The sequence below is a fragment of the Agrobacterium sp. FDAARGOS_525 genome (assembly GCF_003938925.1).
GTDB lineage: Bacteria > Pseudomonadota > Alphaproteobacteria > Rhizobiales > Rhizobiaceae > Agrobacterium > Agrobacterium pusense.
In genome coordinates this window covers 1,848,827-1,872,829 of the sequence record NZ_RKIU01000003.1, presented here as the reverse complement: position 1 = coordinate 1,872,829, position 24,003 = coordinate 1,848,827, and the positions used below count along the sequence as shown (strand labels likewise).

At 59.8% G+C, this 24,003-nt stretch carries 25 protein-coding genes and 1 pseudogene; 10 read left to right on the top strand and 16 right to left on the bottom strand.

What is annotated here, in order from left to right:
• Window position 1: 1 nt before the first annotated feature.
• The 3 genes from EGT36_RS10460 (at window position 2) to EGT36_RS10450 (ending at window position 4,905) form a co-directional block, all read left to right on the top strand.
• The gene (locus EGT36_RS10460; protein WP_125270369.1) at window positions 2-1,300 is read left to right on the top strand and encodes a M16 family metallopeptidase; all 1,299 of its coding nucleotides are present in this window, start codon (window positions 2-4) and stop codon (window positions 1,298-1,300) included.
• Between the two features lie 93 nt (window positions 1,301-1,393).
• The gene (locus tag EGT36_RS10455) at window positions 1,394-1,993 is read left to right on the top strand and encodes a GNAT family N-acetyltransferase (protein ID WP_004440394.1); all 600 of its coding nucleotides are present in this window, start codon (window positions 1,394-1,396) and stop codon (window positions 1,991-1,993) included.
• Window positions 1,990-4,905 carry a sensor domain-containing phosphodiesterase gene (locus EGT36_RS10450; RefSeq protein ID WP_004440393.1) on the top strand — a complete coding sequence of 972 codons (2,916 nt, stop codon included), beginning with the start codon at window positions 1,990-1,992 and terminating at the stop codon, window positions 4,903-4,905. Before EGT36_RS10455 ends, EGT36_RS10450 begins: the two co-directional genes overlap by 4 nt.
• A 171-nt stretch (window positions 4,906-5,076) precedes the next feature.
• Here EGT36_RS10450 and EGT36_RS10445 read toward each other — a convergent pair whose 3' ends face one another.
• From EGT36_RS10445 to EGT36_RS10435, 3 genes are all read right to left on the bottom strand, one after another.
• On the bottom strand, window positions 5,077-6,180 hold the full coding sequence (locus EGT36_RS10445) for a zinc-binding metallopeptidase family protein (protein ID WP_037090776.1): 1,104 nt from the start codon (window positions 6,178-6,180) through the stop codon (window positions 5,077-5,079).
• Between the two features lie 170 nt (window positions 6,181-6,350).
• A complete protein-coding gene (locus tag EGT36_RS10440; protein ID WP_004440389.1) occupies window positions 6,351-6,542 on the bottom strand; it encodes a CsbD family protein in 192 nt (63 codons plus the stop codon).
• A 103-nt stretch (window positions 6,543-6,645) separates the two neighbouring features.
• Window positions 6,646-7,251 (bottom strand): YqgE/AlgH family protein, encoded by a 606-nt coding sequence (locus EGT36_RS10435; protein ID WP_004440387.1) that lies wholly within the window; start codon window positions 7,249-7,251, stop codon window positions 6,646-6,648.
• Window positions 7,252-7,412: 161 nt separating this feature from the next.
• On the opposite strand from EGT36_RS10435, the gene EGT36_RS10430 reads away from it, so the two are divergent.
• Together EGT36_RS10430 and EGT36_RS10425 are read left to right on the top strand one after the other, a co-directional pair.
• On the top strand, window positions 7,413-8,261 hold the full coding sequence (locus EGT36_RS10430; RefSeq protein ID WP_004440386.1) for a protein-disulfide reductase DsbD domain-containing protein: 849 nt from the start codon (window positions 7,413-7,415) through the stop codon (window positions 8,259-8,261).
• A 199-nt stretch (window positions 8,262-8,460) separates the two neighbouring features.
• Window positions 8,461-8,946, top strand: coding sequence for a peroxiredoxin (locus EGT36_RS10425; protein ID WP_006699978.1), 486 nt, complete (start codon window positions 8,461-8,463; stop codon window positions 8,944-8,946).
• A 140-nt stretch (window positions 8,947-9,086) separates the two neighbouring features.
• Here EGT36_RS10425 and EGT36_RS10420 read toward each other — a convergent pair.
• From EGT36_RS10420 to coxB, 12 genes and pseudogenes are all read right to left on the bottom strand, one after another.
• Window positions 9,087-9,394 (bottom strand): annotated as a pseudogene (locus tag EGT36_RS10420) (Dabb family protein).
• A gap of 135 nt (window positions 9,395-9,529) precedes the next feature.
• The gene (rnhA, locus tag EGT36_RS10415) at window positions 9,530-9,970 is read right to left on the bottom strand and encodes a ribonuclease HI (RefSeq protein WP_037090780.1); all 441 of its coding nucleotides are present in this window, start codon (window positions 9,968-9,970) and stop codon (window positions 9,530-9,532) included.
• On the bottom strand, window positions 9,967-10,935 hold the full coding sequence (locus EGT36_RS10410; protein WP_004440378.1) for a homoserine kinase: 969 nt from the start codon (window positions 10,933-10,935) through the stop codon (window positions 9,967-9,969). The genes rnhA and EGT36_RS10410 overlap by 4 nt, the downstream gene beginning before the upstream one ends.
• Before the next feature lie 81 nt (window positions 10,936-11,016).
• Window positions 11,017-12,063 (bottom strand): 4-hydroxy-3-methylbut-2-enyl diphosphate reductase, encoded by a 1,047-nt coding sequence (ispH, locus tag EGT36_RS10405; protein ID WP_037090782.1) that lies wholly within the window; start codon window positions 12,061-12,063, stop codon window positions 11,017-11,019.
• A 62-nt stretch (window positions 12,064-12,125) separates the two neighbouring features.
• Window positions 12,126-12,902 carry an SURF1 family protein gene (locus tag EGT36_RS10400; RefSeq protein WP_479829523.1) on the bottom strand — a complete coding sequence of 259 codons (777 nt, stop codon included), beginning with the start codon at window positions 12,900-12,902 and terminating at the stop codon, window positions 12,126-12,128.
• A complete protein-coding gene (locus EGT36_RS10395) occupies window positions 12,871-13,257 on the bottom strand; it encodes a DUF983 domain-containing protein (RefSeq protein ID WP_004440372.1) in 387 nt (128 codons plus the stop codon). Before EGT36_RS10395 ends, EGT36_RS10400 begins: the two co-directional genes overlap by 32 nt.
• 280 nt (window positions 13,258-13,537) lie before the next feature.
• Window positions 13,538-14,413, bottom strand: coding sequence for a cytochrome c oxidase subunit 3 (locus EGT36_RS10390; protein WP_004440371.1), 876 nt, complete (start codon window positions 14,411-14,413; stop codon window positions 13,538-13,540).
• A 59-nt stretch (window positions 14,414-14,472) separates the two neighbouring features.
• Complete coding sequence (locus EGT36_RS10385) at window positions 14,473-15,090, bottom strand: cytochrome c oxidase assembly protein (protein WP_004440369.1); 618 nt, start codon at window positions 15,088-15,090, stop codon at window positions 14,473-14,475.
• 29 nt (window positions 15,091-15,119) lie between these two features.
• The gene (locus EGT36_RS30990; protein ID WP_003521105.1) at window positions 15,120-15,251 is read right to left on the bottom strand and encodes a cytochrome c oxidase system small membrane protein; all 132 of its coding nucleotides are present in this window, start codon (window positions 15,249-15,251) and stop codon (window positions 15,120-15,122) included.
• Complete coding sequence (locus EGT36_RS10375; protein ID WP_004440366.1) at window positions 15,251-16,204, bottom strand: heme o synthase; 954 nt, start codon at window positions 16,202-16,204, stop codon at window positions 15,251-15,253. Before EGT36_RS10375 ends, EGT36_RS30990 begins: the two co-directional genes overlap by 1 nt.
• A 388-nt stretch (window positions 16,205-16,592) precedes the next feature.
• Window positions 16,593-18,308, bottom strand: a complete 1,716-nt coding sequence (gene ctaD, locus EGT36_RS10370; RefSeq protein WP_004440364.1) for a cytochrome c oxidase subunit I — start codon at window positions 18,306-18,308, stop codon at window positions 16,593-16,595.
• Window positions 18,309-18,324: 16 nt separating this feature from the next.
• Window positions 18,325-19,188 (bottom strand): cytochrome c oxidase subunit II, encoded by an 864-nt coding sequence (gene coxB, locus EGT36_RS10365; RefSeq protein ID WP_034496285.1) that lies wholly within the window; start codon window positions 19,186-19,188, stop codon window positions 18,325-18,327.
• A 431-nt stretch (window positions 19,189-19,619) separates the two neighbouring features.
• On the opposite strand from coxB, the gene EGT36_RS10360 reads away from it, so the two are divergent.
• The 5 genes from EGT36_RS10360 to EGT36_RS10340 all read left to right on the top strand — a co-directional run bounded on the left by EGT36_RS10360 (window position 19,620) and on the right by EGT36_RS10340 (window position 23,622).
• Complete coding sequence (locus EGT36_RS10360) at window positions 19,620-20,144, top strand: invasion associated locus B family protein (protein WP_022555736.1); 525 nt, start codon at window positions 19,620-19,622, stop codon at window positions 20,142-20,144.
• An 80-nt stretch (window positions 20,145-20,224) separates the two neighbouring features.
• Window positions 20,225-21,640 carry a metalloprotease TldD gene (tldD, locus tag EGT36_RS10355; RefSeq protein WP_037090784.1) on the top strand — a complete coding sequence of 472 codons (1,416 nt, stop codon included), beginning with the start codon at window positions 20,225-20,227 and terminating at the stop codon, window positions 21,638-21,640.
• A 358-nt stretch (window positions 21,641-21,998) separates the two neighbouring features.
• Window positions 21,999-22,436 carry a bleomycin resistance protein gene (locus EGT36_RS10350; protein ID WP_037090785.1) on the top strand — a complete coding sequence of 146 codons (438 nt, stop codon included), beginning with the start codon at window positions 21,999-22,001 and terminating at the stop codon, window positions 22,434-22,436.
• Between the two features lie 3 nt (window positions 22,437-22,439).
• A complete protein-coding gene (locus EGT36_RS10345) occupies window positions 22,440-23,105 on the top strand; it encodes an HAD family hydrolase (protein ID WP_006699876.1) in 666 nt (221 codons plus the stop codon).
• A 139-nt stretch (window positions 23,106-23,244) separates the two neighbouring features.
• Window positions 23,245-23,622, top strand: coding sequence for a hypothetical protein (locus EGT36_RS10340; protein WP_037090786.1), 378 nt, complete (start codon window positions 23,245-23,247; stop codon window positions 23,620-23,622).
• Between the two features lie 50 nt (window positions 23,623-23,672).
• On the opposite strand, the gene EGT36_RS10335 is transcribed toward EGT36_RS10340, so the two are convergent.
• Window positions 23,673-23,978 (bottom strand): pyrophosphohydrolase domain-containing protein, encoded by a 306-nt coding sequence (locus tag EGT36_RS10335; RefSeq protein WP_035209412.1) that lies wholly within the window; start codon window positions 23,976-23,978, stop codon window positions 23,673-23,675.
• Window positions 23,979-24,003: the final 25 nt, after the last annotated feature.

Here is a 24,003-nt window from a genome sequence, read left to right as displayed (position 1 = left end):
TATGAGAGTAAATTTGACCCGGCTTTCGTCCGGGTTGACCGTTGTCACGGAAAGAATGCCACATCTCGAAAGCGTCGCTCTTGGGGTGTGGATCAAATCCGGCTCCCGCAACGAGACGACTGCCGAACATGGCATCGCCCATCTTCTCGAACATATGGCGTTCAAGGGCACGGCGCGCCGCACCGCCCGTCAGATCGCCGAAGAGATCGAAAATGTCGGCGGCGAAGTCAACGCCGCGACGTCGACGGAAACAACCTCCTACTACGCCCGCGTCCTCAAGGATCACGTTCCGCTCGCGGTCGATATCCTTGCCGACATCCTGACGGAATCGCTCTTCGATGAAGACGAGTTGGAGCGCGAAAAGAACGTCATCCTGCAGGAGATCGGCGCCGCCATCGATACGCCCGACGACGTGATCTTCGACAATTTCTCCGGTGTCGCCTATCGCGACCAGACGATCGGCCGGCCGATCCTGGGCACGCCCGACACCGTGCAATCCTTCACGACAGGCCAGATCAGGCATTATCTCGCCCGCAATTATACGACGGACCGCATTTTCGTCGTTGCGGCCGGCGCGGTCGATCACGAGAGCTTCGTCAAGCAGGTGGAAGAGCGTTTCGCCTCGCTGCCGCAGCTGCCCGTGGCGACACCTGTGCTTGAAAAGGCTGTCTATACCGGCGGAGAAATCCGCGAGACCCGCGACCTGATGGATGCGCAGGTGCTTCTCGGCTTCGAGGGCAAGGCCTATCATGCCCGCGATTTCTATTGTTCGCAGATTCTCGCCAATATTCTCGGCGGCGGCATGTCTTCCCGCCTGTTCCAGGAAGTGCGTGAATATCGCGGCCTGTGTTATTCCGTCTATGCGTTCCACTGGGGTTTTTCCGATACCGGCATCTTCGGCGTGCATGCGGCCACCGGCGGCAACGACCTGCCTGAACTGGTTCCCGTCATTCTGGAAGAGCTGCGCAAGTCCTCGCAGACCATCCACCAGGAGGAAATCGACCGGGCCCGTGCGCAGATCCGCGCGCAACTGCTGATGGGCCAGGAAAGCCCGGCTGCCCGCGCCGGCCAGATCGCCCGCCAGATGATGCTTTACGGCCGACCCATTCCGAATGAAGAGATGATGGAGCGGCTGGGCGACATCACCCGCACGCGCCTGACCGATCTTGCAGGACGGCTGTTTTTCGATACAGTTCCGACATTGTCTGCAATTGGCCCGCTCGAACATCTGCCGCCTCTTTCCGACATCACGGCCGCGCTGTCCGCGCAGCAGCCCGCAAGGATAAAGGCGAACGGATAAACCGATATGAGAGCGGGATTTGAAGGTGAAGACCGCTCATCTTTTTCGCCATCCCATTCGCGGATGGCGATATCTGCCTGACAGGGATCGTGAATGCTGCGTTTTCTTTCCCGACATAATGACACACCCGAATTGCGCAGCGCCAATCACCTTCTCAGACTGCCGCGCTACAGCGATTTCAAGCAGTGGCACGTGCTGCGATCCGAGAGCCGGCAGTTTCTACAGCCGTGGGAACCGACCTGGCGGCCGGACGAACTGACGGAGGGCGCCTTCCGCATGCGCGTGGTGCGTAACGGACAGGAATTTTCTTCCGGCACCGCCGTTTCCTTTCTTCTGTTCGAAAAAGAGACGCTTCTGGTCGGCGGCATCACCATCGGCTATATCCGCCGCGGGGCGGCGCAGAGCTGCATGATCGGATACTGGATCGGTGAACGGCATGCCGCCCAAGGCCATATGTCTGCCGCATTAAAATTGGTAATACCCTACATCTTCAACGGACTTCAGTTGCACCGTATCGAGGCAGCCTGTATTCCGGAAAACTTCAAAAGCATCCGGCTCCTCGAAAATGCCGGGTTCCAGCGGGAAGGTCTCTTGCGGGAATATCTGAAAATCAATGGCCAATGGCGGGATCATATGATGTTTTCCCTTCTTGCCGACAAGCAAAGCTCCGGCGGAACGAAGTACGATACATGACCTACAATCACACTGCGCCTTGCCTCACGAAACGTCTGGCGGCAATCGCGCTGGCTGCGCCGTTTTTTCTGCTTTTCCTGCTTTTTGCCTCCCATTCCTTCGCCTTCGAGCCGGTCAAGATCTCCCGTGACGACACGGCGCTCGATCTCACCGCCACCACGGATATCTATGCCAATCAGGGCGAAGCCTTCCAGGTTTCCACCGCGCCGGGTCCTGACGGCATCCGCCGGCGCATCGAGGTGCGTGCCAGTTCCGACGATCACCAGGGCGACTGGGCCGTGTTCGCGCTTGCCAATGTCTCCGAAGAGCAGCTGGAGCGCGTGATCGTCGCGCCGCATTTCCGTCTCGTCAATTCCAAGCTGTTCTGGCCGGATCTCGGCTCGCAACGCATCATGGCGATAACGCCCAGCGAAGGCTTTGCGCTCGACAGGCAGCCAAGCCCGGACGCCGACGTCTTCCGCATCACGCTCAATCCCGGCTCCGTCATCACCTTCGTCGCCGAGCTTTCCACGCCGCAGCTGCCGCAGCTTTATCTGTGGGAACCGGAAGCCTACAAGGATACGATCAACGCCTTCACGCTCTATCGCGGCATCGTGCTCGGCATTGCCGGCCTGCTTGCCGTGCTCCTGACCATTCTCTTCGTGGTCAAGGGAACCTCGGTCCTGCCCGCGTCTGCCGCCCTCGCCTGGGCCGTGCTTGCCTATATATGCGTTGATTTCGGCTTCCTCGAAAAGCTCATCACCGTCACCTCAAGCGATCAGCGAATATGGAGGGCGGGCGCGGAAGTGGCGCTCGCCTCCAGCTTCGTCGTCTTTCTCTTCACCTATCTCAACCTGAACCGATGGCACGCACATCTGGGTTATGCGACCTTTGCCTGGGTGGTGGGGCTGGCGCTGCTGTTTGGCGTGGCGATCTATGACCCTTCCGTCGCATCCGGTATTGCGCGTGTTTCCTTCGCGCTGACGGCGACGGCGGGCATCGCGCTCATCATCTATCTCGGTTTCAACAAATACGACCGGGCTATCCTGCTCGTCCCATCCTGGGCCTTGATCCTCGTCTGGCTGTTCGGCAGCTGGTTGACGGTGACGGGACAGCTGGACAACGACATCGTGCAGCCTGCGCTTGGCGGCGGGCTGGTACTGATCGTCCTTCTGATCGGCTTTACGGTCATCCAGCACGCCTTTGCCGGCAGCGCCTATCAGCAGGGGCTGTTCTCCGATCTGGAACGCCAGTCGCTGGCGCTCACGGGCAGCGGCGATACGGTCTGGGACTGGGACGTTACGCGTGACCGCATCGTCACCACACCAGATATTTCCAACCGCCTGGGGCTGGAGCCCGGAACCATGCATGGCGCCGCGCGCAACTGGCTGCCGCGCCTGCACCCTGATGACCGCGACCGGTTCAAGGCCACGCTCGACGTGCTGCTCGACCATCGCAAGGGCCGGCTGAACCACGAATTCCGTATTCGCGCCGAGGATGGCCATTTCCACTGGCTGCAAATCCGTGCGCGTCCCGTTCTTGGCTCCAACGGCGAAATCATCCGCTGCGTCGGCACCATCACCGATATTACAGAGCAGAGAAATTCGGTCGAGCGGCTGCTGCAGGACGCGATGAACGACAATCTGACCGGGCTTCCGAACCGGCAGGTCTTCCTCGACCGCCTGCAATCGATCCTCAACCTCTCGCCGGACAGCGAGGGCGTGCGGCCAACCGTGATGGCGATCGATATCGACCGTTACAAGCTGGTCAATGACACGCTCGGCATTGCTGCCGGCGACAATATTTTGATTGCCCTCACCCGGCGCCTGCGTCGCCTGCTCAAACCGCAGGACACGCTGGCTCGTCTCGGCGGCGACGAATTCGGCCTGATCCTGACCTCGGAGCGCGATCCGCAGCGTGTGGCGGATTTCGCCGATGCGGTGAACAAGGCGATCATGGTGCCGATCAATTTCGCCAATCGCGAAATCATTCTCACCGCTTCTATCGGCCTCGTCTCGTGGATCGACCAACAGGAAAGTGCGGCAGGTCTGCTTAGCGATGCGGAATTGGCCATGTATCGCGCCAAGCGCGCCGGCGGCAATCGTGTCGAGCCTTTCCGTCCCGCCTTCCGCACCTCGGGCACCGACCGGCTGCAGATGGAAAGTGACCTTCGCCGCGCTATCGAGCGCAAGGAACTGTCACTTGCCTATCAGCCGATCGTCAAGCTCGATGATGGGGAGCTTGCCGGTTTCGAGGCGCTGATGCGTTGGGAGCACCCGAAGCGTGGCAATATCCCGCCAAGCGAGTTCATTCCGATTGCCGAAGCCTCCGGCCTGATCGAGCCGCTCGGCATGTTCGCGCTGGAACGGGCAGCGACCGACCTGATGGACTGGCAACATGCCATCGACAAGATGCCGATCTTCATCTCCGTCAATATTTCCAGTGCCCAATTGCTGAACAACGAACTCTATAACGACGTTCGCGGCATGCTCACCCGCACGCGCTGCAACCCGCAGCAGCTGAAGCTGGAACTGACGGAATCCGTCGTCATGGAAAATCCGGAACAGGCGCGGCTTGTGCTTTCCAAGCTCAAGGAAACCGGCCTTAGCCTCGCCATGGACGATTTCGGCACGGGCTATTCATCGCTCGCCTATCTCACCCGTTTCCCCTTCGATACGATCAAGCTCGACAAGGCGCTGGTGGCCAATACCAGCGACAAGCGTAACGTGCTTCTGCGCTCCGTCATTGCCATGGCGCGGGCGCTCGACATGCAGGTGGTGGCGGAAGGCATCGAAACGCCTGAGGATGCGGCCGAACTGGCCCGCATGAACTGCCATTTCGGCCAGAGCTTCCTGTTTGGCACGCCGGTTTCCGGCGATGCGGCGCTAAAGCTTCTTCGGGAGCGGTTCCAGCCGACGAAGCGGGCTTCGTAAGCGAAGTATTGGAACGCGAGGTATCTACCCCCGTCAGCCGACGCGCGTCGGCACGGCGGGAAAAGTCCTTTCAAGCCAAGGACTTGGGCAGGCCGCATACCGGATCAAGTCCGGCACGACCGGAGGAGGAAACACCGCGTTTGCCGGCTTTTACTCCTCGCTTGTCGATATTCACTGAACCACGGCAGCCTGCACCGGTGTTGACGCATCCGCCGCCACCCTCCCATGCAGCAGGTCGTGAATGAACTCCATCTTCGCAACCACCGGCGGCGTCAGGACGAAGGGATAGAGGTCCGCTTCCCCCATGCTGCGCTGGATCGAGTTGATCGCAACGCTGAGCGGAATCCAGGCCTTGACCAGCTGTGCAGCGCTGCGGGCATTGTAAGGATCGAAAGTCACCTCCGCCGCCATTTCTTCATGCCCGTCGGGGTCGATTGCCACGCCGAAGGCGCGCGCGGTCTCAAGCGTATCGACGATATGCAGATAATGCGCGAAACATTCGGCAAAATCCTCCCAAGGGTGGACGGAGGCATACGAACTGATGAAGCTGTCCTGCCAGTCGGGACGTGGACCCTCCTCGTAATTGCGTTGCAGGGCAGCGCCATAATCTTCTCTGTCATCGCCAAAGACGGCGCGGCAGGCCTCCAGTCGGTTTGCATCGCGTACGAGCTTGTTCCAGATGAAGTGACCGACTTCGTGGCGGAAATGGCCGAGCATTGTGCGGTACGGCTCGTTCATATTGGCGCGCACCTGTTCGCGCGTAGCATCGTCGGCCTCGGCCGCACGAATGGCGATCAGCCCCTCGTCATGACCGGTCATGGCCGGAATGACGGAACCATCTGGCGCCACCTCATCCACCAGAAAGTCGAAGACAAGGCCGCCAGCGGGATCGGCATCACGGTTGGGATGCGGGAGGCCGAGCCGCAGGATAGAATAAAACAGATGACGCTGCGCCTGGCTGATACGACGCCATTGCTCAATGCCCTGTTGCGTCGCAATGTCGGGAACAAGGCGATTGTGGCTGCAGGCAGGGCAAAATGCGCTTTCGCTTCCCGCGGGCACCGACCAGTTGCAGATATCGTTCACTTCATTGGCGCAAAACCGTACCTGTTTTTGCGGTTCCGCGACGATCTGCCAGTTCGGCTCACCGGCCGGGGCCAACGCCTCCATGGACAGGCGCTCCGGCACGAAGGCAAGACGATGACCGCAGGAAACGCAAAAACGATTGTCGAAATGCACCGGCTGGCCGCAGGATGCGCAGGAAAAAAGCTTCATCGATGAAACCCTTGCGATGGATCAGTTGGTCGGAGGCAAATCTGGGACGACGACATGAACGGCGCAACAGGAAGAGCGTTCCGGCGCTCAGACGACAAGAGCGCATGTGCTCTTGAACACATGCGCTCCGCGCGCCCCATCATCAGAGAGGCGCAATCAATCCGGCGATATTACATGCGGTCGACGGCGCCCTTTACGGCATCCTTCGCCTTGCCGACGGAGGACTGTACCTTGCCCTTGGTTTCCTGGGCGGCACCCTTGGCGCGCAACTCATTATTGCCGGTCGCTTCACCCACGTTCTTCTTCACCTTACCAGCAACTTCATTAGCTTTACCGGCGACCTTGTCAGATGTGCTACCCATATTACTGCTCCCTAGTTGAACCGTACTGTCTGTGCGGCTTTCCGGGTAAGTAACGCCAAAGGGAGAAGAATGGTTCCAGCCAAAACGAGCGGGAAGATGAGGCTCAGGCATGCCCCGCATCTGTGGAGAGCATGCGTGCATCAACGCCCATCAGGGCGAGCGCTCGCTCGTATTTATTGTCCAGCCCGCGGTCGAAAATCAGCTCCTCCGCAGCCGGGCAGTTCAGCCAGCCATTATTGGCGATCTCGTTTTCCAGTTGTCCTGGCCCCCAGCCGGCATAACCGAGCATCATGGTGGCCCTTTGCGGGCCGCGGCCGTTGGAAATGGCGCGCACGATATCCAGCGTTGCGGTCAGCGAAATGTCATCGCTGACGGGAATGCTGGATTCGCTTAAATAGTCATCCGAATGCAGAACGAAACCTCGGCCGGATTCCACCGGGCCGCCGCACTGGATCGGGAACTCACGGGTGCGGTTGGGCAGCATGATGGCGTCGTTGCTGTCCACCAGTTTCAGGTGGAGCAGTATGTCCGTGAAGGTAATCTGCTGCGGCCGGTTGATGATGAAACCCATGGCCCCGGCGTCCGAGTGGGCGCAGATATAGATCACCGCACGGGCAAAATTGCCGTCGTCCAGCCCCGGCATCGCAATGAGGAACTGGCCGTCGAGAAAGCCACGTTCGCGCTTGTCCATCAGGGTTGAAAAGCTCACAGGCGCCTCCAGCAGGCCGAATTCCGTCGTTTAACGGAAAACGGCGTTCGCACTTCGACAAAGGACAGGATGCGGCATACCGCCCGATCAATCAACCGAAAATGATGAACCCCACGAATTCGTAACTGGTCCGCCGGTCGATGTTGGGTTAGACGGGAAGCATGAGCGTCAGGTTATTCTTTCGATTTTCACATCTTCACCTCGCGGCTGCTTTTGCCGCCCTCCTCGGCGGCATGCAAGCCGCCCGGGCCGACATTACCGACTGGGCCAGAAGCGAGGGCGGCCAGATGCGCGTCGCGAGCCTTGCCGTGGATGCAAACGGCGTGGTGCGCGGCGTATTGCAGATCGAGCCGAAGGACGGCTGGATAACCTATTGGCGCGAACCCGGAGAAGCAGGCATACCGCCGCAGATCACGCCTGATCCGACCAGCGGTGCGATGCTGACCGCCATGGCCTATCCGGTTCCGAAGTTGATCGAAAACGGCGATATAACCGATATCGGTTATGACCACGCCGTCAGCCTTCCCTTTCAGCTGAAGGTTACCGATCCGGCAGCTGGCGGGAAGATCGACCTCACCGCATTCATCGGCGTCTGCCAGAATATCTGCATCCCTTTCGAGGCGAAGTTCTCCATCGACCGGGGCACAGCGGGTGATGATGACAGCGAGGAGCGCCGCCTTCTCGAAGAGGCGCGCGAAACACTGCCCGAAGCGGCATCCGACGATTTCAAGGTGATCGATTTCCACATCACGCCCGACAAGACCATGCTCGGCGTGCAGCTGCAGCTTCCGGAAAACGCGCCGAAGGAGACCGAAATCTTCATCGCCGGCCCCTCGGGTTTTGCCTATTACGAGCCGCAGAACCTCGTACGCGACAAGCGCAAGCTCTCCTTCTACATGAACATCAAGGGCCTGCCGAAAACCTATCAGGTGCAGGGCAACAGCTGGCCCATTCTGGTCAAATCGGGCGACCGGGCCATGGAGACGATGCTGAATTTCCCGAAGCCCTGAACGGTGGCTCCGCGGTGGAATCCACCGTGAAAACCATGTGGCAGACTTCATTTCCGTGCTCCTGATACCGTTGGATTCGTTGCGAGCCTGCCAGTATCGGGACAGCTTGTTTTCGTTTGTCTTCCAAGGAAAACCGGGTTCCACTTTTCCCTGACAAACTCTATAGTCGCGCGAACCGAACGGCCATAGGAGCACGGACATGACTATCAAGATCGGCGATAAACTGCCTTCCGCAACGTTCAAGGAAAAGACGGCCGATGGCCCGGTGGAAACCACCACGGACGCGCTTTTCGGCGGGAAGAAGGTTGTTCTCTTTGCCGTTCCCGGCGCTTTCACCCCCACCTGCTCGCTGAACCACCTGCCGGGTTACCTGGAAAACCGCGACACTATTCTGGCCAAAGGCGTTGACGATATCGCAGTCGTTGCCGTCAACGACTGGCATGTAATGGGCGCATGGGCGCAATCTTCGGGCGGTCAGGGCAAAATCCATTTCCTCGCCGACTGGGATGCGTCCTTCACCAAGGCGCTCGGCCTTGATGCCGATCTCTCCGCCGGCGGCCTCGGCGTGCGTTCCAAGCGTTATTCGATGCTGGTGGAAGACGGCGTCGTGAAGTCACTCAACGTGGAAGAGAACCCCGGTCAGGCGACGGTCTCTGCCGCTGCGGCGATGATCGAGCAGCTTTAAGGCCAATTGTTTGGCCACAGGCCGGGCCATAAATCCTCGGGCTTGTCCCGGGGATCCAATCATTTCACCAAAAACGAAATGCTGCAGATGTTTTGGGCCGGCCCGAGCATGAGGGAAGAGAGCGGCGAGGAGCCGCCTTCTCAAACATTCATATCAAACACCAGAAGCCCGGCAAGACCGCCATCGGTGAGTGACACGAGGCGCTCCCCCACCTCCATATGCCTGGGGTGGGCAAGATATTCGTCCCGGGCTTCCGGGCTTTCAAGCGTCACGAGAAGCCATCGACAAAACCGCCATTTAGCCCTTCGGGTGAAACGTTCTGTCCGTATTTCACATCGACGATGCCGGGTATCACGTCTTTCAGGGCGGCGATCGCCTCGAAAATTGCATGTTTTTCAGAAGCGGCCGTCGCGGCCTTGAAGCGTAGAAAGACACAATGCAGGATCATCCGGATTTTTCTCCTCCGTTGGGCACCACCGGAGCACCCTTTGACGACAAGATAGGTCGGGTTTCGGTTTTCACAACCCCGGATGGGGGCGTGCCGGCTCGGATTTTGTCCGGCGCAAAATAGAGCAGTCTTGCATTACCGCCGTTTGAAAGGCTCCATGCCTTTTCGCGCCAATTCATCGGCGCGCTCGTTTTCCGGATGGCCGGCATGGCCCTTCACCCAGTGCAAGGTAACCTTGTGGCGCTCGCGCGCCACTTCCAGTGCCTGCCATAGCTCGATATTCTTGACCGGCTTGTTATCGGCTGTCTTCCAGCCCTTCTTTTTCCAGCCAAAAATCCACTTGGTGATGCCGTCCTTCACATAGGCGCTGTCGGTGAAAAGATCGACTTCGCAGGGGGCCTTGAGCGCATTGAGTGCGGAAATCGCCGCCATCAGTTCCATGCGGTTGTTGGTGGTCTCGGCCTCGCCGCCGCAGAGTTCCTTCTCCACCTCGCCGTAACGCAGCACCGCACCCCAGCCTCCCGGACCCGGATTGCCGGAGCAGGCGCCATCGGTGAAAATATCGACATGCTTCATTCGCCGGCCAGCCCGTATTCGGCGACAGTGGCGATGGAACGGTGGAACCGCAGCTTGCGCAGATATTCCAGCGGGTCTTTTTTCACCACCAGCGCGCCCTCCGGCGTTGTCAGCCAGTCGTAAAGCCGCGTCAGGAAGAAGCGCAGAGCCGAACCGCGCGCCAGAAGCGGCAGGGCTTCCAGCTCCGCTTCACTGAGCGGCCGCACGGACTGGTAACCTTCCAGCAACGCCTTGCCCTTGGTGACATTGTAAGCGCCATCCTTTTCAAAGCACCAGGCATTGAGGCAGATCGACACATCATAAGCGAGCAGGTCGTTGCAGGCGAAGTAAAAGTCGATCAGACCGGAGAGTTCGTCGCCGAGGAAGAACACATTGTCCTGAAACAGATCCGCATGGATGACACCGGCCGGCAGGTCCTTCGGCCAATGGGCCGCGAGATAATCGATCTCGGGGCGAATCTCGTCCTTCAGCCCCTTCTCCACCTCGTCCGCGCGGTCTTCGGATTTCTCCCACAGCACCTTCCAGCCCTCAACGGAGAGCGCGTTCGGCCGCTTGATCTCGAAGCCTTCGCCCGCCAGATGCATGGCGGCCAGCGCCTTGCCGACTTCGCGGCAATGTTTCGCCTCCGGCTTTCTCAGCCACATTCCCTCAAGGAAGGAGATAAGCGCGGCGGGGCGGCCCGACAGCTCTCCCAGCAACTCGCCATCCTTGCGCGGCAGCGGCAAGGGGCAGGACAGGCCTTTGGCGGCCAGATGCTGCATGAGGCCGAGGAAGAAAGGCAGATCGGATTTTTCCACACGCTTTTCATAAAGCGTCAGGATCAGCGGGTCCTTGGTGGTATGCAGCAGGAAATTGGAGTTTTCGACGCCTTCGGCAATGCCCTTGTAGGAAGTGAGGCTGCCGACGTCATACTGCGTGAGGAAATTCCTCAGATCATCTTCGGTGATATCAGTATAAACTGCCAATTTTAAATCTCTTGATGAAGGATGGAGTGGAAATCCGGCAGAGCGGCGCGGGGCGAATACCACCCTTCCCGCCAAACCATGTCAGGCGCCGGCTGCAGCCTTGGGCGACAGCGCGTTGCTGGCATTGCCGTTGACGAAAGCCATATCATCCGTCGTCAGCTCGATGCTGCGCAACTCGCGATTGACGAGGAAATGTTCCGTTTCCTCAACCGTCACGGCGAGATCGAGCGTGGTGTCGAAACGGGCCTTGAAGGCTTCGATGATTTCATCGACGATGACTTCAGGAGCGGATGCACCGGCCGAGAGACCGACGGTGCGGATATCGCCGATTTCATTCCAGTCGATTTCGGAGGCCCGCTGCACCAGGACAGAGCGCTTCGCACCCGCACGCAGGGCCACTTCCACCAGCCGCTTGGAATTGGAGGAATTGGGGGCGCCGACGACGATGAACAGGTCGCAGCCGGGCGCTGCCTGTTTCACCGCATCCTGACGGTTGGTGGTCGCGTAACAGATGCTGTCGGCGGCGGGCGCCTGAATGGCCGGGAAGCGTTCCTGCAGCCTGGCGATCACGCCTGCCGTGTCATCGACCGACAGGGTCGTCTGGGTGACAAAGCCGAGATTTTCGCGGTCCAGCGGCTCATAACGGTCGGCATCCTCCACCGTTTCGATGAGCGAGACGGTGCCTTCGGGAAGCTGGCCCATGGTGCCGATGACCTCTGGATGACCGGCATGGCCGATCAGCACCACATGGCGGCCGAGGCGCTGGTGGCGCATGGCCTGCTTGTGGACCTTGGAGACCAACGGGCAAGTGGCATCGAGATAAAACAGGTTGCGCGCCTGCGCATCCTCAGGCACGGATTTAGGAACGCCATGCGCCGAGAAAACCACCGGCTGCTCGCGATGTTCGGCCGGAATTTCATGCAGTTCCTCGACGAAGACCGCACCCTTGGCTTCCAGCCCTTCCACCACATAGCGGTTATGGACGATTTCGTGGCGAACATAAACGGGCGCGCCATAGGCCTTCAGCGCCAGCACGACGATCTGGATCGCCCGGTCCACGCCCGCGCAAAAACCACGCGGTCCGCACAGCCTTATCGTCAAAGGGGGTTTGGAAACGGCGATGTTCATTCCAGCTCCTTAGGCGTGCTCCGTGCCCTGCCGATGGCCAGCCCTGCCGGGCGGCAGGCGCACTATTCATCGCGCGCCTTGTGGTTCCGGAAATAGGCAAAACCGGCGACGATGACAAGGGCTGCAGCCAGACCATACCACGTTATCGCATATTGCAGGTGATTATTGGGCAAATCTATCAGCGTCACCCCGCCCTGCGGCCAGCCGCCGGGATTGGGGGCGGCATCGGCATCCACGAAAAGCTTGACCAGCCGGTCCGGCGGAATATCCGCACTGGAGGCCATGGCCGCCAGATCCTTCCAGTAGAATATGTTCTTGGCGATATCGTTGTCCGGCAGCAGCGAGGAAGGCTTGGCGACAAGCGGCGCACGCGCCAGCCCCGTAATCGTCACCTCGCCCGTCACCTGCCCCTCGGATCGCTTGGCCGGATCCTTCATCTCGAAGGGCACAAAACCGCGATTGACGAAGAGGACGCGGCCATCGGCAAGCGTCAGCGGCGTATAGATGTAATAGCCGGTTCTGCCCTGGTGGGTGGCGAAGAAATGCCGCTCGCGGGCGTGATCGAAGGTACCGGACAGTATGACCTTGCGATATTCGATATCGCCGCCGCTTTTGGCAATCGCCTCTATTTCGGCAACCGTGGCGGGGGCAGCGTTTCGCCGTTCTTCTATATCGGCGAGAAGCGCCTCTTTCCAGTAAAGCCGCTTTACCTGCCAGGTGCCGAGCCCGAGAAGAATGGCAAGCGCCAGCAGAACCAGCGGCGCAGCGAACCAGACCCGCCTTTCCGCCGCCTTCATGTGGGACACGTCATTCACGGTCAAGCCTGCCTTCGCTTGCATTGTTGCGGTATTGCAGCGCGATCATGATGCCCTTCAGCTTGCGCAGCAGCACGAGGGAGACAATCACCGTGAATGGCAACCACAAGATGACATGCACCCAGACGGGCGGCGCAAAATGCTGATCGAACCAGAGCGCCAGCCCGACAACCAGAAAACCGACGATCAGCATGACGAAAACCGCCGGGCCATCACCCGCATCGGCAAAACCGTAATCCAGTCCGCATGCGCTGCAGGCGGGTTTTACCGTCAGAAAACCATCGAAAAGGCGCCCGTTGCCGCAGCGAGGGCAGCAGCCCTTCAAGCCCACCTTGATCGGGTCGACCGGGGCGAACTTGCTGCCTGATGGCTCTGACATGGTGAAACCTCCCGCAAAGTCGGCCAAAGTCCGAGGGTGACGTCGATCTCTTGGAAACCTGCCTCAAAACCCGGGCACTTGTTTCTTGCTCGATCGCGTCGCGTCTTCTTCTCCCCGCCGGGGAGAAGGTGGCCCGAAGGGTCGGATGAGGGGGCTAGCTCTCCGGATATCTCTACCGGAGTCCCCTCATCCCGCTGCCGCGGACTTCTCCCCGGCGGGGAGAAGAAACGATTGCACCCGCTCGCTCCACCGGATGCCTTGCTTTGGCCCCTTGGCCCTATCAGCCGTGAATTGGCGCGCCCCAGCCACCCCAGATATAGATGGCGAAGAACAGGAACAGCCAGACGACGTCAACGAAGTGCCAGTACCAGGCAGCGGCTTCGAAACCGAAATGCTGGGTGGGCGTGAACCCGCCGGCAATGGCGCGGAACAGGCAGACCAGCAGGAACACCGTGCCCACGAAGACGTGGAAACCGTGGAAACCGGTGGCCATGAAGAAGGTCGCGCCGTAGATCGAATTCTTGAAGTCGAACGGGGCGTGCATGTATTCGTAAACCTGCACGGTGGAGAACAGCACGCCAAGCGCAACGGTGAGCACCAGACCCGATATCAGGCCCTTGCGGTCATTGTGCAGCAGAGCATGATGCGCCCAGGTGACACAGGTGCCCGACAGCAGCAGGATGACGGTGTTGTAGAGCGGCAGATGCCATGGATCGATGACTTCGATGCCCTTGGGCGGCCATTGTCCGCCGGTATATTCGAGACGCGACGCCTGAATAGCTTCATGGGGGAAGAGGCTGGCATCGAAATATGCCCAGAACCATGCGACGAAGAACATCACCTCTGAGGCGATGAACATGATCATGCCGTAACGCAGATGCAGCGAAACGACGCGGGTGTGATTGCCCTCGCGGCCTTCCTTGATCGTATCCGCCCACCACGCATACATGGTGTAGAGCACGATGACGAGACCGATATAGAACAGCCAGGGATTGGCGAGTTCCGCGCCGAACAGCTTGAAGGAGCCGCCCGACAGGTAACGCATGTAACAAACGCCACCGAAAGTCAGGATGAAAGCGCCGATCGAGGCCAGAAGCGGCCAGGGGCTTGGATCGATAATGTGGTAATCGTGGTTCTTCTGATGCGTATCTGCCATTGCGACAATCCCCTGGTGTCTCTTCCCTGATCCGGCCTCGGCAAAGGCCGGATCTCCTCTCACAATTTGCTTTCGCCAGATTCGGTTTTTACCGGCAAGGACGCAACCGGTTTTTCGGTTTTGGCCGGATAAAACGTATAGGACAGCGTTAAAGTATGAATGCTCTTGGTCTCACGCGCCGTGGCGATGTCAGGATCGACGAAGAACACCACCGGCATTTCCAGCGTTTCGCCGGGCTGCAGCGTCGTTTCGGTGAAGCAGAAGCACTCCACCTTGTTGAAATAGGCGCCGGCTTCCATGGGCGTGACGTTGAAGACCGCCGTGCCTGTGGTCGCCACCGGTGAACGGTTCGTCGCCTTGAAGGTCACCTGCACCGTTTCGCCGATCTTCGGCGTGACCTTCCTGTCGACCGGCTGGAAATCCCAGTTGAGGCCGTTCGACGTATTGGCGTCAAAGGTGACATTGATGGTCTTGTCGAGGATCACATCGGAATATTGCTCGACGCGCTGGGTCGTGCCGTTGTAACCGGTGACACGGCAGAACAGCGTATAAAGCGGCACGGCGGCGTAGGCCATGCCGATCATGGCGCAGAAAAACACCAGACAGAGCACGAGGATGGAGCGATTGCTCACCCGTTGCCGCTCGGTCCCCGTTGTCTGCGCTTCCATATTCGCCATATCCTCCTCCTTCCCCCTCGATCAGCCCGTCAGTGCGAACCGATCTTGATGATGGTGATGATATAGAATAGCACCACCAGACCGGCGAGCAGGACGCCGAGCGCAATATTGCGCCCGCGTCTCGATTTTTTCTGCGCCGCGCTCAGTTCCACCGTTTCCATCACAGGACTCCCGACATGACGGCCTTCAGGGCCGGCGCGAAATGATCGGCCAGAAGGCCGGAGAAAATCGCAAAAAGGTAAAGCACCGAATAAGCGAACATTTTCTTGGCCGGCAACATCTTTTCGTCACCCTCCGGCATGCGCCGGACATCGAGCGAACAGTATACGAAGATGGCGCTCAGCACTGCCGCGAAAATACCGTAACCGGCGCTTGCCAGACCAGTGAAATAAGGCGCGACGGCTGCGGCTGCGGTCAACACCGCATAACAGATCATCTGGTTCTTGGTGGAGCGCTCGCCAGCAACATTCGGCATCATCGGAATGCCAACGGCGCCATAATCACGCATCTTGAACAGGGCCAGCGCCCAGAAATGCGCAGGCGTCCACAGGAAGATGATGAGGAACAGGATGATGCTGTCCAGCGAAACGCCACCGGTGACGCAGGCCCAGCCAAGCATGGGCGGGAAAGCGCCTGCCGCGCCGCCGATCACTATATTCTGCGGCGTCGAGCGTTTCAGCCACATCGTATAGATGACAGCATAAAAGAAGATGGTGAAGGCCAGAAGACCGGCCGAGAACCAGTTGATCGCAAGGCCGAGAATGACTACCGAGAAGGCCGACAGCGTCAGGCCAAAGGCCAGCGCCTCGCGCGGGGTGATACGGCCGGACGGGATCGGTCGCCTGGCGGTGCGGCTCATGACGGCATCGATATCGGCATCGTACCACATGTTGAGCGCACCGGACGCGCCCGCGCCGACGGCGATGCAGAGAATAGCGATGATGCCGAGTATCGGGTTGATTTCACCCGGCGCCAGCACGAGGCCCGCAAAGGCCGTGAAGACCACGAGCGACATGACGCGCGGTTTCAGCAATTCGAAATAATCGCGCGCGCCGGCTTCCGAGAGTTCGGAGCTTTCCGCGCCCAGCATTTCGCGATTGTCGATAACGGTCATTTCCTGTCCTGCTTCCTTCGAACGCCGCCTGTCGCGACATTCCCTGCATCGGCCGGAAACACGAGTGAGAGTTCCGGAATGCGCGATGCGTCGATCCATGGGTCCCGAACGTCACGGCCTGACCGGCAGCCGGTTCAACCGATGCCATCTGCCCGGCCTTACGCCGTGTCCTGCCGCCATTCCTCTGCGCTTGCCATTCATAAAGGCCAAAACTGGCATTTATCATATCCCGGCGCATGTATCACGCTGGAAGGCAAGCATCGCTTGGACAAAATGTCACGCGGCAGTAAAGGCAGCCCGTTCGGGAAAACGGCACGGGCCTGACCGTGCCGCCCTCTTTCTCAGCGCTCGGGACCCGCGAGCCTTACCGCGCGTCCCGATCCGTGCATCAGCGAATGCGCGGAAGCTGTTCCCACTGGTGGTACGGCGGCGGGGAAGACAGCTGCCATTCGAGCGTCGTCGCGCCTTCACCCCAGGGATTGTTGCCGGCGATCCGCTTCTTGGCGAAAGCTTCCCAGACACCGAAAAGGAAGATCAGCACGCCGACGGCCGAAATATAGGACCCGTAGGACGACACCAGGTTCCAGCCGGCATAGGCATCGGGATAATCGATGTAACGGCGCGGCATGCCGGCAAGGCCGAGGAAGTGCTGCGGGAAGAAGATCAGGTTCACACCGACGAACATGACCCAGAAATGCAGTTTTCCGATGAACTCGCTGTACATGTAGCCGGAAATCTTCGGGAACCAGTAATACCAGCCGGCGAAGATCGCAAAGACGGCGCCGAGCGACAGAACGTAGTGGAAATGGGCCACCACGTAATAGGTATCGTGCAGCGAGCGGTCGAGACCGGCATTGGCGAGCTGGACGCCCGTGACGCCACCGACCGTGAACAGGAAGATGAAGCCGATTGCCCAGACCATTGGTGTCGAGAAGGTCAGCGAGCCGCCCCACATCGTCGCGATCCACGAGAAAATCTTGATGCCTGTCGGCACCGCGATGACCATGGTTGCGAAGACGAAGTAGCGTTGTGCTTCCAGCGACAGGCCAACCGTATACATGTGGTGCGCCCAGACGATGAAGCCGACCGCGCCGATCGCAACCATGGCGTAAGCCATGCCGAGATAACCGAAGACGGGCTTCTTCGAGAAGGTGGACACGATGTGGCTGATGATGCCGAAGCCGGGCAGGATCAGGATGTACACTTCCGGGTGGCCGAAGAACCAGAACAGGTGCTGATAGAGGATCGGGTCACCGCCGCCTTCCGGCGAGAAAAATGCCGTGCCGAAATTGCGGTCCGTCAGAAGCATGGTGATGCCGCCCGCCAGAACCGGCAGCGAAAGCAGCAGCAGGAACGCAGTGACGAGCACCGACCAGGCGAAGAGCGGCATCTTGTGCAGCGTCATGCCCGGGGCGCGCATGTTGAGGATGGTGGTGATGAAGTTGATCGCACCGAGGATCGACGACGCGCCCGAAACGTGCAGCGCAAAGATCGCCAGATCCACCGCCGGTCCGGGCATGCCGTTTGTCGACAGAGGCGGATACATGGTCCACCCGCCGCCGACACCATAAGCACCCGCCGGCCCTTCGACGAAGAGTGACAGAATGAGCAGGATGAAGGCCGGAACGATCAGCCAGAAGGAGATGTTGTTCAGGCGCGGGAAAGCCATGTCCGGCGCACCGATCATGATCGGGATCATCCAGTTGGCGAAACCGCCGATCAGCGCCGGCATGACCATGAAGAAGATCATGATCAGGGCGTGTGCGGTGGTGAACACGTTGAACATGTGCTTGCCGCCGTCGATGGCAGCGTCGCCCTCAAAGCCGTAAACCATGGAGGCCAGACCGTGGAAAATCTGGATGCCCGGCTCCTGCAGTTCCATGCGCATGACGACGGAAAGCCCGCCGCCGACGATACCGGCCATGATCGCAAAGATCAGGTAGAGCGTGCCGATGTCCTTATGGTTGGTGGACAGGAACCAGCGGGCGAAGAAGCCCGGCGTATGGGAATGATGTGCATCATGCGAATGGTCGTCATGCGCGTGCCCATCATGTGCGGAATGACCATGCGAGTGATGATCGTCGTGTGCGGAAGGTCCAGCCATTGTCCTCACTCCAGAATCAGTTGGTTTCGTTGGCGGCAACGTCGACGGTGCGCGGAGCGCCATCGACAGAGGCCATCAGCGCCCGGTTCGCGCCGTTCAGGTCAGAACCGGCGGCGGCGAGCCAGGTGTTGTACTGCTGTTCGGAAACCACCCGAATGGCGATGGGCATGAAGGCGTGATCCTTGCCGCAAAGCTCGGAACACTGGCCGTAATAAAGGCCTTCTTTTTCCGCCTTGAACCAGGTTTCGTTCAGGCGGCCCGGAACAGCGTCGATCTTGACGCCGAAAGCCGGCATGGCGAAGGAATGGATCACATCCGTCGGCGCGGCGGTGACGAGCAGGCGAACGGTCTTGCCGACCGGGACAACCATTTCATTGTCTACTGCGAGAAGACGCGGATAGCGGGCCTTGTCCTCCTTGCCGGCGGCGGCGCGATCCTGATCCTTCAGCATGTAGCTGTCGAAGGAGACCGGCTCGGCGCCCTCGGCAGCCGTATATTCGTAGCTCCACAGCCACTGCGTGGCGGTCGCCTTCAGCGTCACGTCGGGGTTTTCCGGCTGCGTGAGCTGCGCGTTCAAAAGATTGAACGACGGGAAAGCAAGGAACAGGAGAATGAGAACCGGCGCCAGCGTCCAGACCACTTCGATTGCCGTGTTGTGGCTGGTCTTCGAAGGCACGGGATTGGCCGAGGCGCGGAATTTCAGAACGACGACGATGAGCAGCGCAAGAACGAAAAGCGTTACCGGAACAATGAACCAGAGCGTATATTGTTCGAACCAGCGTATTTCGTGCATGATCGGCGTGGCGGCCTCCTGCATGCCCATTTGCCAATGCACCGGCTGGTCGGCGTGGGCGCCGACAGCCGTGAGCAGACAGGTCATCCCCGCCAGTGCTGCGTAAATCCTATTCCTCACGGTACCCTCTCCCTCACGCGCCTGATCCAGATCAATCACAGGCGCAGAATCCATGCTAATGGTAATAACTTCAAACCACAGTTTGCCCTCTGCCGCAATATGCGTCACGCCACGGATGCGCCCCAATTTTGCCATTGATCAATCCGCGCGCGACTTTCCTTCAGCCTGTGCGTCGGCTCGTCTGCCGAAGACGATTTCGCGACGAAAAAATGCGGCAAGCCCCGTCTTCCAGCCGGTTTGATCGCGGGATGACGACCGATGCCGCGAACAAATCCGGCTGCCATCAGGACCGACAGGTCCTATTTCCGCCCAACTCGGCTGGAATTGAAAGCCCGAGGCTTTTTTTTCCGGATTATGGCGTCAAAATAGCCGCACTGATTCGAATCCCAGAGGTATCCATGCGTCTTTCCCCGCTCGCGCGCACTTTTCTTGCCGCCGCCGGTCTTGCCATCATCGCCCCCGCCGCCGCGGCGCTGGCGCAACAGCCGCAGCCCGGAACGCCGAAGTCGACGCATGGCGCATGGTCTGTCATCTGTGACAAGCCGGCGGGCGCTTCGGAAGAACAATGCGCCCTGATGCAGAACGTGATTGCCGACGACCGCCCGGAAGTCGGTCTTTCAGTGGTGGTGCTGAAGACGGCCGACCGCAAGTCGCGCATCCTCCGCATCCTCGCACCGCTGGGCGTGCTTCTGAAGGACGGCATGGAACTCTATATCGACAATAACAATATCGGCCGCGCCTATTTCACCCGCTGCTTCTCCGAAGGCTGCTATGTGGAAGTTGATATTGACGACGAGTTGCTGAAGGTTCTGCGCGCCGGCAAGAACGCCGTTTTTGCACTGCGTGAATCCGTCGATCAGGACCGCGTCGGCATTCCGATCGAACTGACGGGGTTTGCCGAAGGTTACGACGCGCTTCCTTGAAGGCTGCCGTACCGGACAGCCTTGCGTCCGCCCGCTCCAGTGCCTAAATCGGTCATGAACGATAATGACTGGAGCCTCCTATGACCGACGATCTTGTAAAACTCTTCGATTGCGACGAAACGCAATTGCGCAAGCTCGTCGGCGAGGCGCTCGCCGGCGCTGACGATGGCGAGCTTTTCATCGAACATGCGCAGGCCGAGTCGCTGACTTTCGATAATGGCCGGCTCAAGGGCGGTTCCTTCAATACAGACCAGGGTTTCGGCCTGCGGGCGGTCGCCGGCGAGACGGTGGGTTACGCCCATGCGGGCGAGCTTTCGCAAAGCGCGCTGAAACGTGCATCGGATGCGGTCAGCGCAGTGACGAGAGGTTATTCCGGCTCCTATGCCGCCGCACCGCAGCGCACCAACAAGAAGCTCTATGGCGACGAGAATCCCATCGGCAGCCCGAGCTTCGAAGAGAAGGTGAAGCTTCTCACCGATATCGATGCCTATCTGCGTGACAAGAACACCAATGTCCGGCAGGTGACGGCGACGATTTCCGCAAGCTGGCAGGTGGTTGACATTCTGCGCGCCGATGGCCACCGCGTCAGTGACGTCAGGCCGATGACCCGCATCAACATCTCCGTCGTGGCGGGTGAAGGCGATCGGCAGGAAAGCGGCTCCTATGGCATTGGCGGCCGGGTCGGTTTCGGCGATTTCATCACAGAAGAAAACTGGCAGCGCGGCGCCGATGAGGCTTTGCGTCAGGCGCTCGTCAACCTCACCGCCATCGATGCGCCGGCCGGCACCATGGATGTGGTGCTGGGCTCCGGCTGGCCGGGTGTGATGCTGCATGAGGCCGTGGGTCACGGTCTGGAAGGCGATTTCAACCGCAAGAAGACGTCCACATTCGCCGGCCTGATGGGCGAAATGGTCGCCGCGCCCGGCGTGACCGTGGTGGACGACGGCACTATCGACAGCCGCCGCGGCTCGCTGACCGTGGACGATGAAGGCACCCCTTCCGGTTACAACGTGCTGATCGAGAACGGCAGGCTGGTGGGCTACATGCAGGACCGCCAGAACGCCCGGCTGATGGGTGCGACGCCCACCGGCAACGGTCGCCGTCAGGGTTATGCCTATGTTCCGATGCCGCGCATGACCAATACCTACATGCTGTCGGGCGACAAGACGCCGGAAGAGATCATCGCCTCCGTCAAGAAGGGCATCTATGCCGTCTCCTTCGGCGGCGGCCAGGTCGATATCACCTCGGGTAAATTCGTGTTCGGCTGCACCGAGGCCTATCTCATCGAAAACGGCAAGATCGGCGCGCCGGTGAAGGGCGCCATGCTGATCGGCAACGGGCCGGATGCGATGAAGCGCGTCTCGATGATCGGCAATGATTCGAAACTCGATACCGGCATCGGCAATTGCGGCAAGGCCGGGCAATGGGTGCCTGTTGGCGTCGGCCAGCCGCATCTGCGCATGGACCAGATCACCGTGGGCGGCACGAAGGCGTAAATCTCCCGACCCTGCCTGTAACGACTGTTAATGCGTATCTGTAGCGCGGATAAAGTGATGTAACGGTGCATCCCTGCACCCGTCATTCCGGCCTTGAGCCGGAATCCAGCCGATGCGCGTCGGCGCAGCGGGAAGACTCTTTTCAGCCCAAGGACTTGGGCTGGCTGGATTCCGGCTCAAGGCCGGAATGACGGAAGAAAGAGTTGCAGCCACACTGAGCCTGTCGGCGCCTCGTCAGCCCCTGACCACACACATGGCTGCCATGATGCGGTTTCCTCTGGCATGCCGCCGGGAAGACGTTAAGATCAGCCCCTACCCTAAGGCCACATCCCGATCCGGCCGATGCGCAAAGGAGACCATGACCATTATACGAAATGCCCTCGTTCCTGAACTTGCCGTCAGCGACTGGCAGAAAAGCCGCGCATTTTATTGCGACCTGATCGGTTTTCATGTGGTCTATGAGCGCCCCGAAGAGGGCTTTACCTATCTGGCGCTGGGGGAAGCCCAGCTGATGATCGACCAGATTGGCGCGACGCGGACATTCGTGACTGATAATGCCGTGCTCGAATTTCCGTTTGGTCGCGGCATGAACCTGCAGCTTGCCGTCCCCTCGCTGCAACCCATTCTTTCCCGGCTGGAGCGATCCTCCATCGACCTCGTCATGCCGTTGGAAGAAAAATGGTACAGGCGCGGCACGGTCGAAGTGGGCAACCGGCAGTTCATCGTCGCCGATCCCGATGGTTACCTGATCCGTCCGTTCGAGAGCCTTGGCGAACGCCCTTTCCGGTTCGGTTGAGCCATGCTCCCTTTTCTCCCACGGGCCGTGGTTTTCGACATGGACGGATTGCTGATCGAGAGCGAGCGGCTCTATCGCGATTCATTTCTGGCGGCTTCGGAAGAAGGCGGCCACGGCATGAGGGTGGAGACCTATCAGAAGGTCTGCGGCAGCCCGTGGGACGTCATCACCGGCACCATTTTTGCTGATTATGGCGCGGATTTTCCCATCGACAGTTTCCGAGACGCCTGGCTCCGGCATCTTGGCGTGATGATGGCTGATGGCGTGGCGTTGAAGCCGGGCGTCACCGAGATACTCGACCTTCTCGACAGCCTCGATATCCGCCGCGCCATCGCCACCTCGTCGCGGCACGATTCGGTGACGCGCCATCTTGGGCCCCACGATCTTCTCAGACGCTTCGACACAATTGTCGCGCGCGGCGACTATACGGAGCCGAAACCGGCGCCCATGCCCTATCTGACAGCCGCGCGACGACTGTCCCTTGATCCCGGGCGTTGTCTTGCCCTGGAGGATTCATACTCGGGTGTACGCTCGGCGACATCGGCAGGCATGATGACGATCATGGTGCCCGACGTTGCGCCGCCGACCGAGGAAATGCGGGAGAAATGCGTGGCCGTCGCCAGCGACCTGCATATGGTGGCCGACCTTCTGCAAAAAGCGCAGGCCTGAGTAGAATGAAAATCGGGCTGGGCGCGCGAGACGGCGTCATACGTGCTTCGCGATTTGACGTCATGATGAAACGCATGTCGGGCTGGGGCGCCGCTACTGGGCAAATGCCTCTGCCGGCGTATCCATAACCGGGGTAATCATGACGCCTGTCGCCGTGTCACTCATCACGCTGATACTGCTGGTTCTGTCCCTGTTCCAGATTGCGCTCGCCGCCGGCGCCCCTTTCGGCGGCCTTGTCTGGGGCGGCGTGCACACGGTATTGCCGGGACGGCAAAGGATAGCCAGCGCAGCGACACCGCTCTTTTATGCGCTTTTCGCGTCCTTCCCGCTGCAAAAGGCGGGTTGGGCCTACATCTGGCCGTCTGGCTGGGTTGATCCTGGAATCTGGATCATCGCCTGTTACATGGCGGTGAGCATCGGATTGAACGCAATGTCGAAAAGCCGCCCGGAGCAGCTGGTCATGGCACCTGTAGCTGCCGCTCTTGCGATCCTGTTCTTTGTCATCGCGTTCTCCTAGCGGATCGCGGAGGCGCGACGCAGCAGGATCGAATGGTCCTCGGCGGAGCGTCAGGCCCCCGGCTTGAAGCGCCACTTGCGTTCTATCGAATTTTCGAGATCGAGACCGTTGCGATGCGCCAGCAGCAGTACGTGGCCGAGCAGATCGGCGGTTTCGTCAGCCAGATCACGCTTCATCTCCTCTTCGCTTCTGCCCCTGCTGCGCCCCCGCCCCGTCAGCCGGTTCCAGGCCTGCGTAACCTCGCCCACCTCCTCCTGAAGCTTCAGCATGAACCAGTCGGGATCACGGGCGATCCCGTTTTCATCGGCATATTTCTGCGAGGCCGCCTCGAACTGGCGCATCATGGACAGAAGCATTTGTTCATCCTTTGTTCGTGATATC

Coding starts and splice junctions, on each gene's coding strand:
- EGT36_RS10385 (WP_004440369.1), bottom strand. CDS start 15,090: ATGGCGAATATGGAAGCGCAGACAACGGGGACCGAGCGGCAACGGGTG.
- coxB (WP_034496285.1), bottom strand. CDS start 19,188: ATGACCTGTCTGCTCACGGCTGTCGGCGCCCACGCCGACCAGCCGGTG.
- tldD (WP_037090784.1), top strand. CDS start 20,225: ATGACCGACGATCTTGTAAAACTCTTCGATTGCGACGAAACGCAATTG.
- EGT36_RS10430 (WP_004440386.1), top strand. CDS start 7,413: ATGAGCGTCAGGTTATTCTTTCGATTTTCACATCTTCACCTCGCGGCT.
- EGT36_RS10395 (WP_004440372.1), bottom strand. CDS start 13,257: ATGTCAGAGCCATCAGGCAGCAAGTTCGCCCCGGTCGACCCGATCAAG.
- EGT36_RS10455 (WP_004440394.1), top strand. CDS start 1,394: ATGCTGCGTTTTCTTTCCCGACATAATGACACACCCGAATTGCGCAGC.
- EGT36_RS10440 (WP_004440389.1), bottom strand. CDS start 6,542: ATGGGTAGCACATCTGACAAGGTCGCCGGTAAAGCTAATGAAGTTGCT.
- EGT36_RS10340 (WP_037090786.1), top strand. CDS start 23,245: ATGACGCCTGTCGCCGTGTCACTCATCACGCTGATACTGCTGGTTCTG.
- EGT36_RS10445 (WP_037090776.1), bottom strand. CDS start 6,180: ATGAAGCTTTTTTCCTGCGCATCCTGCGGCCAGCCGGTGCATTTCGAC.
- EGT36_RS10460 (WP_125270369.1), top strand. CDS start 2: ATGAGAGTAAATTTGACCCGGCTTTCGTCCGGGTTGACCGTTGTCACG.
- EGT36_RS10390 (WP_004440371.1), bottom strand. CDS start 14,413: ATGGCAGATACGCATCAGAAGAACCACGATTACCACATTATCGATCCA.
- ctaD (WP_004440364.1), bottom strand. CDS start 18,308: ATGGCTGGACCTTCCGCACACGACGATCATCACTCGCATGGTCATTCC.
- EGT36_RS10350 (WP_037090785.1), top strand. CDS start 21,999: ATGACCATTATACGAAATGCCCTCGTTCCTGAACTTGCCGTCAGCGAC.
- EGT36_RS30990 (WP_003521105.1), bottom strand. CDS start 15,251: ATGGAAACGGTGGAACTGAGCGCGGCGCAGAAAAAATCGAGACGCGGG.
- EGT36_RS10375 (WP_004440366.1), bottom strand. CDS start 16,204: ATGACCGTTATCGACAATCGCGAAATGCTGGGCGCGGAAAGCTCCGAA.
- EGT36_RS10450 (WP_004440393.1), top strand. CDS start 1,990: ATGACCTACAATCACACTGCGCCTTGCCTCACGAAACGTCTGGCGGCA.
- EGT36_RS10360 (WP_022555736.1), top strand. CDS start 19,620: ATGCGTCTTTCCCCGCTCGCGCGCACTTTTCTTGCCGCCGCCGGTCTT.
- EGT36_RS10335 (WP_035209412.1), bottom strand. CDS start 23,978: ATGCTTCTGTCCATGATGCGCCAGTTCGAGGCGGCCTCGCAGAAATAT.
- EGT36_RS10425 (WP_006699978.1), top strand. CDS start 8,461: ATGACTATCAAGATCGGCGATAAACTGCCTTCCGCAACGTTCAAGGAA.
- EGT36_RS10400 (WP_479829523.1), bottom strand. CDS start 12,902: ATGCAAGCGAAGGCAGGCTTGACCGTGAATGACGTGTCCCACATGAAG.
- ispH (WP_037090782.1), bottom strand. CDS start 12,063: ATGAACATCGCCGTTTCCAAACCCCCTTTGACGATAAGGCTGTGCGGA.
- EGT36_RS10345 (WP_006699876.1), top strand. CDS start 22,440: ATGCTCCCTTTTCTCCCACGGGCCGTGGTTTTCGACATGGACGGATTG.
- rnhA (WP_037090780.1), bottom strand. CDS start 9,970: ATGAAGCATGTCGATATTTTCACCGATGGCGCCTGCTCCGGCAATCCG.